The sequence below is a fragment of the Winogradskyella sp. KYW1333 genome, assembly GCF_003335675.1.
Taxonomy (GTDB): Bacteria; Bacteroidota; Bacteroidia; order Flavobacteriales; family Flavobacteriaceae; genus Winogradskyella.
In genome coordinates this window covers 39,650-52,093 of the sequence record NZ_QPHL01000012.1, presented here as the reverse complement: position 1 = coordinate 52,093, position 12,444 = coordinate 39,650, and the positions used below count along the sequence as shown (strand labels likewise).

At 35.7% G+C, this 12,444-nt stretch carries 9 protein-coding genes; 8 read left to right on the top strand and 1 reads right to left on the bottom strand.

Annotation, left to right across the window (positions count from 1 at the left end):
- Positions 1–29 precede the first annotated feature (29 nt).
- The 3 genes from rimP (at position 30) to infB (ending at position 4,485) form a co-directional block, all read left to right on the top strand.
- Positions 30–494: a ribosome assembly cofactor RimP gene (gene rimP, locus DUZ96_RS02725; protein WP_114300550.1), complete on the top strand. Its 465-nt coding sequence runs from the start codon at positions 30–32 to the stop codon at positions 492–494.
- 11 nt (positions 495–505) lie between these two features.
- Positions 506–1,738 (top strand): transcription termination factor NusA, encoded by a 1,233-nt coding sequence (nusA, locus tag DUZ96_RS02720; protein ID WP_114300303.1) that lies wholly within the window; start codon positions 506–508, stop codon positions 1,736–1,738.
- A gap of 71 nt (positions 1,739–1,809) precedes the next feature.
- Positions 1,810–4,485 (top strand): translation initiation factor IF-2, encoded by a 2,676-nt coding sequence (gene infB / locus DUZ96_RS02715; protein ID WP_114300301.1) that lies wholly within the window; start codon positions 1,810–1,812, stop codon positions 4,483–4,485.
- Between the two features lie 53 nt (positions 4,486–4,538).
- Here the strand turns inward: infB and DUZ96_RS02710 are convergent, their stop codons facing one another.
- A complete protein-coding gene (locus DUZ96_RS02710; RefSeq protein WP_114300300.1) occupies positions 4,539–4,919 on the bottom strand; it encodes an SPOR domain-containing protein in 381 nt (126 codons plus the stop codon).
- 210 nt (positions 4,920–5,129) lie between these two features.
- Here DUZ96_RS02710 and DUZ96_RS02705 point away from each other — a divergent pair, with 210 nt between their 5' ends.
- From DUZ96_RS02705 to DUZ96_RS02685, 5 genes are read left to right on the top strand one after another with little or no spacing between them, the layout of a single operon-like run.
- The gene (locus DUZ96_RS02705) at positions 5,130–6,416 is read left to right on the top strand and encodes a c-type cytochrome (protein WP_114300298.1); all 1,287 of its coding nucleotides are present in this window, start codon (positions 5,130–5,132) and stop codon (positions 6,414–6,416) included.
- Positions 6,417–6,448: 32 nt separating this feature from the next.
- The gene (locus tag DUZ96_RS02700) at positions 6,449–9,544 is read left to right on the top strand and encodes a TAT-variant-translocated molybdopterin oxidoreductase (protein WP_114300296.1); all 3,096 of its coding nucleotides are present in this window, start codon (positions 6,449–6,451) and stop codon (positions 9,542–9,544) included.
- 27 nt (positions 9,545–9,571) lie between these two features.
- The gene (nrfD, locus tag DUZ96_RS02695; RefSeq protein ID WP_114300294.1) at positions 9,572–11,317 is read left to right on the top strand and encodes an NrfD/PsrC family molybdoenzyme membrane anchor subunit; all 1,746 of its coding nucleotides are present in this window, start codon (positions 9,572–9,574) and stop codon (positions 11,315–11,317) included.
- 8 nt (positions 11,318–11,325) lie between these two features.
- Positions 11,326–11,865 carry a DUF3341 domain-containing protein gene (locus DUZ96_RS02690; protein WP_114300292.1) on the top strand — a complete coding sequence of 180 codons (540 nt, stop codon included), beginning with the start codon at positions 11,326–11,328 and terminating at the stop codon, positions 11,863–11,865.
- Between the two features lies 1 nt (position 11,866).
- Complete coding sequence (locus DUZ96_RS02685) at positions 11,867–12,427, top strand: cytochrome c (protein ID WP_258774297.1); 561 nt, start codon at positions 11,867–11,869, stop codon at positions 12,425–12,427.
- The last annotated feature ends 17 nt before the right edge of the window (positions 12,428–12,444 follow it).

Sequence of the window (12,444 nt, the reverse complement as noted above, 5' to 3'; positions counted from 1 at the left end):
CGAAAAGTCCTCTCTTTTTATATCAAGAAATGTTTAAGGAAACTGTAAGAAATTTATTAGAGAATGCTCTAAATGAGCGAAATGATTTGTTTCTAATTGATTTTGAAATACTTCCAGACAACACGATAAGAGTAGTTTTAGATGGTGATAATGGAGTTCTTGTAGAAGACTGCATTTTTGTGAGTAGGGTAATTGAACACAACTTAGACAGAGAAGAGCAAGATTTTGCATTAGAGGTTACGTCTTCAGGTGCAAGTTCGCCATTAGTTTTGCCTAGGCAGTATAAAAGGCATGTCGGTAGAAATTTAGAAGTCAAAACAATCGGTGGTGTAAAAGTAGAGGGAGAATTGACAGAAGTTAGTGAAGAGAGTGTTTTATTAAAATGGAAAACAAGAGAACCAAAGCCTGTCGGTAAGGGTAAAATAACAGTAACAAAAGAAGCTAATATTTCTTTTGAGGATATAAAAGAAGCAAAAGTTAAAATAAAATTTTAATCAATTCAATTATGGAAAATGTAGCGTTGATAGAATCATTTTCGGAATTTAAGGATGATAAGTTAATTGATAGAGTTACGCTCATGGCGATTCTAGAAGATGTGTTGCGCAATGCTTTAAAGAAAAAGTATGGCGATGATGATAACTTTGATATAATTATCAATCCAGATAAAGGGGATTTGGAAATATGGAGAAATCGAATTGTTGTTGCAGATGGAGAAGTAGAAGAACCAAACCAAGAGATTGAACTATCTGAAGCTCAAAAAATTGAACCAGATTTTGAGGTTGGGGAAGATGTTGCTGAAGAAGTAAAACTGGTTGATTTGGGTAGACGTTCAATTTTAGCTTTGAGACAAAACCTTATAGCTAAAATACACGAACACGATAACACAAATATCTACAAGCAATTTAAGGAATTAGAAGGAGAGATTTACACTGCAGAAGTGCACCATATACGTCATAGGGCAATTATACTTTTAGATGATGAGGGTAATGAAATAATATTACCTAAGGATAGACAAATACCATCGGATTTCTTTAGAAAAGGTGAAAATGTTAGAGGTATTATTGAAAGTGTGGAATTAAAAGGAAGCAAACCTGCAATTATTATGTCAAGGACTTCTCCAGTGTTTTTAGAAAAATTATTCGAACAGGAAATACCAGAAGTTTTTGATGGTTTAATTACAGTTAAGAAGGTAGTTCGCATACCTGGTGAAAAAGCTAAAGTTGCAGTTGATTCATATGATGATAGAATTGATCCAGTTGGAGCTTGTGTTGGTATGAAAGGTTCTAGAATTCATGGTATTGTAAGAGAGTTAGGAAATGAGAATATTGATGTTATTAATTACACTAACAATATTCAATTGTTTGTTACGAGAGCTCTTAGTCCGGCAAGAGTAACTTCTTTGAAGTTAGATGAAGAAACCATGAGGGCAGAAGTTCTTCTTAAACCAGAGGAGGTTTCTAAGGCAATTGGTAGAGGCGGACATAATATTAGATTAGCTGGTCAACTTACGGGTTACGAGATCGATGTATTTAGAGAAGGTGCTGAAGAAGATGTTGAACTCTCTGAGTTTAGTGACGAAATTGATGGATGGATAATAGATGAATTTAGCAAGGCTGGTTTGGACACCGCAAAAAGCGTTTTAGAGCAAGATGTTGAAGATTTAGTGAAGCGGACTGATTTAGAAGAAGAAACAATTATAGAAGTTATCAAAATTCTGAAAGAAGAGTTTGAGGATTAATACCAATTCAACCCTAACATTTTTTAGTTGAATTGCTATAAAACAATTTTAAGTTATATTACAGGCAATTTATGGCTCAAATAAGAATAAATAAAGTATTAAGGGAATTAAATATCTCACTAGATCGTGCTGTTGATTTTTTAGAATCTAAAGGTATTGAGATAGAGAAAAGTCCTAATACAAAAATTTCACAAGAGGTTTATGATACGCTTTCAGATGAATTCCAGACGGATGCAACTAAGCGTGAGAAGGCCCAAGAAGTAAGTGAAGCAAAACTTAAGGAAAAGGAGAAACTTCGTGAAGAGCGTGAACGCGAGATTGAGGAGAAGCAAAAGCAAGATGAGACAGTAATAGAAACTGTTGTTAAGGCTAAAGTAGATTTAAGTGGTCCTAAAAAAGTTGGTAAAATAGATTTAGATAAACCAACTGAGAAAAAAGATGAAGAAAAACCTAAGGTTAAAGCAGAGCCTGTTGCTGAAAAACCTAAGACCAAGGCTAAGGCTGAACAATCTAAAGAAACTGATGAGGTTGTAGAGAAAAAACCTGTTAAGAAGGAGGATGCGGAAAAGTCATTAGAAGAACCGTTAGAAGAAAAATTAAAAACAAAATATAAGAAGCTATCAGGCCCGACTTCAACAGGTAAAAAAATAGATTTATCTCAATTTAATAAGCCTAAAAAGAAGAAAGAAGATAAGACACCTGAATCTAAGGAAAGTAGTAGTAAACGAAAAAGACGTAGAATAAGTAAAGGTGGCGCAGATAGTGGTAGGCCAAATTACGATAATAGAAAAGGACAAAAAGGAAGAGGTGCACCCAGGCCAAAACCTCTAAAGGAAGAGCCAAGTGAAGAGGAAGTTCAAAAACAAATCCGAGAAACACTAGAAAAACTTCAAGGAAAGTCTAATAAGGGTAAAGGAGCGAAATACCGCAGAGAAAAAAGAGATCAACATAGAGAGCAGTCTGAAAAAGAATTGCAAGCTGAAGCTGCTGAAAGTAAAATTCTTAAAGTAACAGAATTTGTAACTGTAAGTGAGGTTGCAACAATGATGGATGTTGGTGTAACTGAAGTAATATCTGCATGTATGTCACTTGGTATGATGGTAACGATGAATCAAAGACTTGATGCAGAAACATTATCAATTGTGGCGGAAGAGTTTGGTTATGAGGTTGAGTTTGTAACTGCAGATATTGAAGAAGCAATTGAGGAAGCTCAGGATAATCCAGAGGATTTAGAATCAAGAGCGCCAATTGTAACGGTTATGGGGCATGTTGATCATGGTAAGACTTCATTACTGGATTACATACGTGAAGAAAATGTGATTGCCGGTGAGTCGGGTGGTATTACGCAACATATCGGTGCTTATGGAGTAGAGCTGTCAAATGGTCAAAAAATCGCATTTCTGGATACTCCAGGTCACGAAGCTTTTACGGCCATGCGTGCACGTGGAGCTCAAGTAACGGATATAGCAATTATAGTTGTGGCAGCAGATGATGCGATAATGCCTCAAACAAAAGAGGCAATTTCACATGCGCAAGCAGCAGGTGTACCAATTGTTTTTGCAATCAATAAAATAGATAAGCCAGACGCTAATCCAGATAAGGTGAAGGAAGGTTTAGCAAACATGAATTTATTAGTAGAGGATTGGGGAGGAAAGATTCAATCTCATGATATTTCTGCAAAATTAGGTACAGGCGTAAAAGAATTACTTGAAAAAGTATTACTTGAAGCAGAACTTTTAGAATTAAAAGCAAATCCAAATAAGCCAGCTAACGGTACTGTTGTTGAAGCCTATTTAGATAAAGGTAGAGGTTATGTTTCTACAATTTTGGTTCAAGCAGGTACATTAAAAGTAGGGGATTATGTGTTAGCTGGTAAAAATAGCGGAAAGGTTAAGGCAATGCATGATGAACGTGGTAATCAAGTTACGGAAGCTGGTCCGTCTACTCCAGTATCTATATTGGGATTAGATGGTGCGCCACAAGCAGGTGATAAGTTTAATGTATTTGAAGATGAGCGTGAAGCTAAGCAAATAGCAACAAAACGTACTCAGTTACAAAGAGAACAATCTGTTAGAACGCAACGTCATATTACATTAGATGAGATAGGTAGACGTATTGCTTTAGGAGATTTCCAAGAGTTGAACATAATACTTAAGGGTGATGTTGATGGTTCTGTTGAAGCATTAACAGATTCTTTCCAAAAACTTTCAACTGAAGAAATTCAAGTAAATATTATACATAAAGGAGTAGGTGCAATTACTGAGAGCGATGTGCTTTTGGCTTCAGCATCTGATGCAGTTATTGTAGGATTTAATGTAAGACCAGTTGGTAACGCTAGAATGATTGCAGATAAGGAAGAAATTGATATCAGAACATATTCAATTATTTATGATGCTATCAATGATCTTAAAGATGCCATGGAAGGAATGTTGTCTCCAGAGCTCAAAGAAGAGATTACTGGTACAGCTGAAATTAGAGAAACATTTAAAATTTCTAAAATCGGAACTATTGCAGGTTGTATGGTAACTAATGGTAAAATCTTTAGAAATTCTGGAATCCGATTAATTAGAGACGGTGTTGTTGCACATACCGGTGAATTAACATCGCTAAAAAGATTTAAGGATGACGTTAAAGAAGTATCTAAGGGATACGATTGTGGTATGCAAGTTAAAGGTTATAATGATATCAAGGAAGGAGATGTAATTGAAGCATTCCAAGAAGTCGAGGTTAAAAAGAAACTCAAATAACATGCTTTAACAGAAATAAAAAGGCAATCAAATTGATTGCCTTTTTTATGCTTTTATTTTCCAGATTTGGGTTGAAATATTATGGCATTCATATATTTCTTTTTAATTCTCATTAAGGCTCTATCTGCTTCAAGTCTTGTTGTAAAATTACCAACCCATACTTTATAGTTGGGTGTATTCCAGTGTATTTCTGCAGGCCAATCTCCAAATGCATTTAAAAAATTAGATTTTTCTTTTTGAGCTCTATCAGGATCTACACTCTGAAAAACCTGAATTTTAAAGGTCTTGTTGGTTTTTATATCTTTTTTAAATTCTAGTAATTTTTCAATGTCTTTATCTTGGTCTATTATTACTTCACCTTGTTGCGCATTAGCTGCAAACGAAGCGAAAACTATAATGAAGAATGTGCTTATTGTATTGATTTTTAACTTCATAATTGTCTATTTAAGTGCAAAGGTATAACATTGAATGAATTTGATTTTAAAAACTTATTTAGAATAATTATAAATTATATATTAACACTTCTCTAAGATTTCTAAAATCGACTTTATATCTTACTTTTGCGGGAGTTTTTGCAAACATGATTTTTGTTCTATTTATAGAAAAAATCATACCAAAGTTTAGAAGATAATTCAACTTAAAATATGAAACACGTTATCTGCCGTAATTTAACCTCAAAGATTCTTAGTCTCGGTTTTATAATATTACTTACGGTTTCAACTTCACTAAGCGCCCAAGAAGGGGATGTAGCTCAAGGAAAATCTTTATTCAACGCCAATTGTGCCGCTTGTCATAAATTAAACAAACCAATGACAGGGCCTGCGTTAGCAAACGTTGAGCAGCGATTAATAGAGGAAGAAGGATTAGACAGAGAATGGATTAATAATTGGATTCGTAATAGTTCGGCTTTGATTAAATCTGGTGATACTTATGCGAACAAGATTTATAACGAGTGGAATCAAGTTGCGATGAATGCATTTCCACAATTAAGTGATCAAGATATCACGAATATTTTAGCCTACACGGCTGCTCCACCACCAGCCCCTGTTGTAGTTGATGCAGGTGCAGATGTTATAGTTCAAGAGCCAGGTATTTCAAACAATCTTATTTTAGGTGCGTTAGCTGTGTTATTTGCCCTATTGGCATTGGCCCTTATTTTAGTAAAACGAACGTTAAATCGTTTTGCTGAAGCAAAAGGAATAGAGACCGTTGTTGAAGAGAAGCGCACACCTATATGGAAAGCCTTCATCCAAAATCAATTCTTAGTTTTAGTAACTGCAATATTTTTTTTATTAGCAAGTGGATATTTTGTATATGGTTATTTGATGCAAGTAGGTATAAATCAAGGTTATGAACCAGTTCAGCCAATTCATTATTCACATAGGATACATGCTGGTGATAATGCTATTGATTGTAAATATTGTCATTCTTCTGCAAGAGTTAGTAAGCACTCTGGTATACCTGCTTTAAATATTTGTATGAACTGTCATAAGGCTATCGGTGAGGTTGCGGCAGAAACACAGCAAGAAGGTATTAAAGAATATGGTGTAGACTACAATGCTGAAATCCAAAAATTATATGAGGCAGTTGGATGGGATGGAACTGGATACACTGGTGAAACACAGCCAGTAAAATGGATTCGCATTCATAATTTACCAGATTTTGCATATTTCAATCATTCTCAGCACGTTTCGGTTGCAGGTATAGAGTGTCAAACATGTCATGGACCGGTAGAGGAAATGGAAATTATGTACCAGCATTCTCCATTAACTATGGGTTGGTGTATCAATTGTCATAGAGAAACAAATGTGAAGGTTAAGGATAATGGATATTATACTAAAATACACGAACAACTTTCTAAGAAATATGGTGTTGAGCAACTAACAGCTGCTCAAATGGGAGGTTTAGAATGTGGTAAGTGTCATTATTAATACAAAGAAATTAAGAAGTAATTCAGAATTATATGTCATCAAACAAGAAATACTGGAAAAGTGTTGAAGAGCTAAATGAAAACAGCTCTATTGTTGAGACGCTACAACAAAATGAATTTGTGGAAGAGATTCCAACGGATGAATTTTTAGGAGATAAAGAATCATTAGAATCTTCATCTACATCGCGTCGTGATTTCTTAAAATACGTTGGGTTTAGTACCGCTGCCGCATCTCTTGCTGCATGTGAGGGCCCTGTAATTAAATCAATACCTTATGTAGTTCAGCCAACGGAAATTATTCCCGGTGTTGCAAACTATTACGCTACAACAATAGCAAACGGTTATGATTTTGCAAGTATTTTGGTAAAAACACGAGAAGGTCGCCCAATTAAAATTGAGAATAATACAGATGTTGTCACTAATGGGACGGCAAATGCAAGAGTTAACGCTTCAATTTTAGGACTTTACGACAGTTTGAGAGTTAAGTCGCCAATGAAAAGTGATACCGAGATTTCTTGGAGTTCATTTATGTCTGAAACTTCTAAAAAGTTAAGTTCCCTTGCTGATGGCAAGGAGATTGTTTTGTTAACACAAACTATAGCAAGTCCTTCTACCCATAAACTGATAGGGGAGTTTACTGAGAAGTATGGTAATGTTCGTCATGTTGTTTATGATGCAGTTTCTGAGTCTGCTACTTTGGATGCATATCAGGCAAAATATGGTTCAAGAGGAATGGCCAATTATGATTTCTCTAAAGCTAAAACCATTGTTTCTGTTGGGGCCGATTTCTTGGGAGATTGGCAAGGTGGAGGATTTGATTCTGGCTATGCCAAAGGACGTATTCCAGATCATGGGAAAATGTCTCGTCATATTCAATTTGAATCAAATATGTCTCTTACAGGTGCCAACGCTGACGAAAGAGTACCATTAAAACCAAGTGAGCAAAGATTAGCACTTGCTAAACTATATAGCTATGTAACTGGCAATTCTTCAGGTGGAGCTAATTTACCTGGAGCTATTGATAGTGCAGTTAAGGCTGCTGCAAAAGAATTAAGTGCGGCAGGTAGTAATGGAGTTGTTGTAACTGGAATACAAGATGTTAATGCACAGACAGTAGTTTTAGAATTAAATGAATATTTAAACAGTAAAGCTTTTGATTCAAAAACAACGATAAAAACAAGACAGGGTAATAATAAAGCAGTAATGCAGTTAGTTGCTGATATGAAAGCGGGTAAAGTTGGAGCACTTATAACCTATGGTGTTAATCCAATGTATACATTACCAAATGCTTCAGACTTTGCGGAAGGATTAGCAAAAACAGATGTTTCAGTTGCGTTTTCTATGAAGCAAGACGAAACGTCTAGCAATTGCCAATATATTGCTGCAGCGCCTCATTTCTTAGAATCTTGGGGAGATGTAGAAACGAAATCTGGGCATTATTCAATGATGCAACCAACTATCCGTCCTTTATTTGATACAAAACAATTTCAGGAAGTACTATTAGCATGGAATGGAAATGCTTCTTCATACAGAGATTATATTAAAGAAGTTTGGACGGCTGATATTCTTGGAGGTGAGTCTTTTAATAATGCTGTTCAAAATGGATACTTTATTGCTGAATCTTCAAGCGAGAATAGTTCTCAAACTGTGGTTGATGAAACTATTGAAACACCAAGCACAAATGCTGCTGTGGCCTTAGCATCTTCTGCAAAAGGAGGTGATTTAGAATTATCACTCTACACAAAAGTAGGTATGGGTGATGGTCAACAGGCAAATAATCCATGGCTTCAAGAATTCCCTGATCCTATTACTAGAACAACTTGGGATAATTATTTAACAGTATCCAAGTCTGATGCTGATTCAATGGGCTTAGTAAATGAAAATGTTGCTAATGGAGGTCTAAATGGTAGTTATGCAGATATTACTGTGAATGGTGTGACAATATCCAATGTCCCAGTTATCGTTCAACCTGGTCAAGCTAAAGGGTCTGTAGGTTTATCTTTGGGATATGGTAGAACGGCAGGGTTGAAATCAGAAATGCAAACAGGAGTTAATGCATATCCTTTATACCAAAACTTTAGTACGGTTCAAAATGTTAGTATTAGTAAGGTATCTGGAATGCACGAGTTTGCATGTGTACAATTACATAATACTTTAATGGGTCGTGGTGACATTATTAAAGAAACAACATTAGAAGTATTTAATACCAAGGATAAAAAAGTTTGGAATAAAGTTCCTGAGGTATCTTTAAATCATATTGAAACTCCTGTAACTTCCCCAGAGGTAGATTTATGGGATGAGTTCGATCGTTCTATCGGTCATCATTTTAACCTTTCCATAGACTTGAATGCATGTACAGGATGCGGAGCATGTGTAATTGCTTGTCATGCTGAGAACAATGTACCAGTTGTAGGTAAGACAGAAATGAGACGCAGTAGAGATATGCACTGGTTAAGAATTGATAGGTATTATTCTTCTGAAGAATCATTTGAAGGCGATAATAAGAAGAAAGACAACATTTCTGGTTTAGGAAGCTCATTAAGCGAATTTGGTGAAATGGAAAGACCAGCGGATAACCCACAAGTAGCTTTTCAACCTGTAATGTGCCAACATTGTAATCACGCTCCTTGTGAAACAGTTTGTCCTGTTGCAGCCACTGCTCACGGGCGTCAAGGTCAAAACCACATGGCATATAACAGATGTGTTGGTACACGTTACTGTGCAAACAACTGTCCTTATAAAGTACGTCGATTCAATTGGTTCTTATACAATAAGAATGATGAGTTTGATTATTACATGAATGACGATTTAGGCCGTATGGTGTTGAATCCAGATGTTACGGTACGTTCAAGAGGTGTAATGGAGAAATGTTCATTCTGTATCCAAAAGACTCAGAAGACCATTTTAGATGCAAAGCGTGATGGGCGTGAAATTAAAGATGGAGAATTTCAAACAGCATGTTCTGCAGCTTGTGGAAATAGTGCTATGGTATTCGGTGACATAAATGATAAAGACAGCCAAATAGCCACTTTAAAAGAAGATAATAGAGCTTATCACTTACTTGAACATGTTGGTACTAAACCAAATGTGGTTTATCAAACGAAAGTAAGGAATACAGCTAAAGCATAAATAAATTAAAGAATCAATTATATAATTATGGCGTCTCATTACGAAGCACCTATTAGAAGACCTTTAGTAACTGGAGAAAAATCATATCACGATGTTACTGTTGATGTAGCTCGTCCAGTTGAAGGCAAAGCCAACAAAGCATGGTGGATAGTATTCAGCATCTCCTTGGTCGCGTTTCTTTGGGGAATAGGTTGTATTATTTATACCATCTCCACAGGTATTGGAGTTTGGGGTCTTAATAAGACTGTTAACTGGGCTTGGGATATTACTAACTTCGTTTGGTGGGTAGGTATTGGTCACGCAGGAACACTTATTTCTGCTGTACTTTTATTATTCCGTCAAAAATGGAGAATGGCAATTAACCGTTCTGCTGAAGCGATGACCATTTTCTCGGTAATCCAAGCTGGACTATTCCCAATTATTCATATGGGTCGTCCGTGGTTAGCGTACTGGGTATTGCCTATACCAAATCAATTTGGCTCCTTATGGGTGAATTTCAACTCTCCGTTATTATGGGATGTATTTGCAATTTCTACCTATTTGTCAGTTTCATTAGTGTTCTGGTGGACAGGACTACTACCTGATTTTGCAATGATAAGAGATAGAGCTGTTAGACCATTTCAGAAGAAGATTTATTCTTTATTAAGTTTTGGATGGTCAGGTAGAGCAAAAGATTGGCAACGTTTTGAAGAAGTATCATTGGTCCTTGCAGGTTTAGCAACACCATTAGTACTCTCTGTACATACAATCGTATCATTCGACTTCGCAACTTCGGTGATTCCTGGTTGGCATACAACTATATTCCCACCTTACTTCGTAGCAGGTGCAATATTCTCTGGGTTTGCAATGGTAAACACCTTACTTATTATAATGAGAAAAGTTTGTAACCTTGAAGATTATATCACAGTACAGCATATTGAATTAATGAACATTGTAATTATGATTACGGGTTCAATCGTTGGTGTAGCATATATTACTGAGTTATTTATTGCATGGTATTCTGGTGTTGAATATGAGCAATATGCATTCTTAAACAGAGCAACAGGACCATACTGGTGGGCATACTGGGCAATGATGACGTGTAACGTATTCTCTCCACAGTTCATGTGGTTTAAGAAATTAAGAACAAGTATTATGTTCTCATTCTTTATTTCTATTGTAGTGAATATTGGAATGTGGTTTGAAAGATTTGTAATTATCGTAACATCATTACATAGAGATTACTTGCCATCATCTTGGACAATGTTCTCTCCTACTTTTGTTGATATTGGAATTTTTATTGGAACAATAGGTTTCTTCTTTGTACTATTCTTATTATACTCCCGTACATTCCCAGTTATAGCTCAGGCAGAGGTGAAGACAATTTTAAAATCTTCCGGAGAGCGTTATAAGCGTTTAAGAGAAGGTGGTGAAAGTTTAGTTGGTACAGGAGCAGATGCAAGAACATCTAAAACAAATGGTATAGTTGTACCAACTGTGGCAGAAACTAAAGCAAATGATAGCGGTGATAATACAGAAAAGGTTAATAACCTAATAGGAACTATTGGATCCTTTGATGCATCAACCCAAACGGCTGATGATCTTAAGAAAATTAGTGGTGTTGGTCCTAAAATGGAACAAGTACTTAATAGTATTGGAATTTACAAATTCTTACAGGTAAGTAAGATGACAAAAACAGAATATGACTTGTTAGATTCAATAACAGGTTCTTTCCCTGGCAGGGCAGAACGTGATGATTGGGCAGGACAAGCTAAAAACTTATTAAATAACTAATATAGTCTATGGAAGCTTCAAAAGTAATTCATGCTATTTATACAGATGACGATGTGTTAATGTCAGCCGTTAAAAAGGTTAAGGCAGAGAATCATCACATTGAAGAAATATATACACCTTTTCCAGTTCATGGACTAGATAAGGCAATGGGATTAGCACCAACGCGTATCGCGATTACATCATTTATGTATGGTTGTGTTGGCTTAACGGTGGCAATTGTGATGATGAATTTCATAATGATAAAAGATTGGCCACAAGATATTGGTGGTAAACCAAGTTTTAGTTATTTAGAGAATATGCCAGCCTTTGTACCTATTATGTTTGAGCTTACCGTATTCTTTGCAGCTCACTTAATGGTAATAACATTTTATTTGAGAAGTAGAATGTGGCCATTTAAAAAAGCTGAAAACCCGGATCCAAGAACCACAGATGATCATTTCTTAATGGAGGTTACTGTTCATAATAACGAAAGTGAATTAACTTCATTATTAAAGGATACTGGAGCTGTAGAAATAAATATTGTTGATAAAGAAGAAGATGCACATTAATATGAAGATAGCCACAAAATATATAGTAGTTGCAATTTTGTTGGTTGGATTTACATCTTGCCAAAAAAATTCTAGGCCAAACTATCAATACATGCCAAATATGTATGAGCCAGTTGGTTATGAAGCATATCAAGAATCTGATGCATTTGCTAATGGCGTTGAAGCACAATTGCCTGCAGAAGGAACAATACCAAGAGGTGATTTTATGCCTTATGAAATCGAAGATACTAACGAAGGATATGAACAAGCTAAATCTAGTTTGACTAGTCCATTAGATTCTACACAGGTTGATTTTACAAGAGGTAAAGAATTATACGATGTGTATTGTGGAATTTGTCATGGTAATAAGGGTAACGGACAAGGTAAACTTGTTCAACGTGAAAAGATATTAGGTGTTCCTAGTTACGATGATGCTGGTAGAGCTATTACAACAGGTAGTATTTACCACGTTATTTATTATGGTAAAAACACAATGGGATCTTATGCCAACCAGTTGAATGAAGAAGAAAGATGGCAAGTTACGGCATATGTTGAGAAACTTAAGGCAGATTTAGAAAAATAAGATTTAGATAAAGATTA

Coding starts and splice junctions, on each gene's coding strand:
- DUZ96_RS02685 (WP_258774297.1), top strand. CDS start 11,867: ATGAAGATAGCCACAAAATATATAGTAGTTGCAATTTTGTTGGTTGGA.
- DUZ96_RS02690 (WP_114300292.1), top strand. CDS start 11,326: ATGGAAGCTTCAAAAGTAATTCATGCTATTTATACAGATGACGATGTG.
- DUZ96_RS02700 (WP_114300296.1), top strand. CDS start 6,449: ATGTCATCAAACAAGAAATACTGGAAAAGTGTTGAAGAGCTAAATGAA.
- nrfD (WP_114300294.1), top strand. CDS start 9,572: ATGGCGTCTCATTACGAAGCACCTATTAGAAGACCTTTAGTAACTGGA.
- DUZ96_RS02705 (WP_114300298.1), top strand. CDS start 5,130: ATGAAACACGTTATCTGCCGTAATTTAACCTCAAAGATTCTTAGTCTC.
- nusA (WP_114300303.1), top strand. CDS start 506: ATGGAAAATGTAGCGTTGATAGAATCATTTTCGGAATTTAAGGATGAT.
- infB (WP_114300301.1), top strand. CDS start 1,810: ATGGCTCAAATAAGAATAAATAAAGTATTAAGGGAATTAAATATCTCA.
- rimP (WP_114300550.1), top strand. CDS start 30: ATGTTTAAGGAAACTGTAAGAAATTTATTAGAGAATGCTCTAAATGAG.
- DUZ96_RS02710 (WP_114300300.1), bottom strand. CDS start 4,919: ATGAAGTTAAAAATCAATACAATAAGCACATTCTTCATTATAGTTTTC.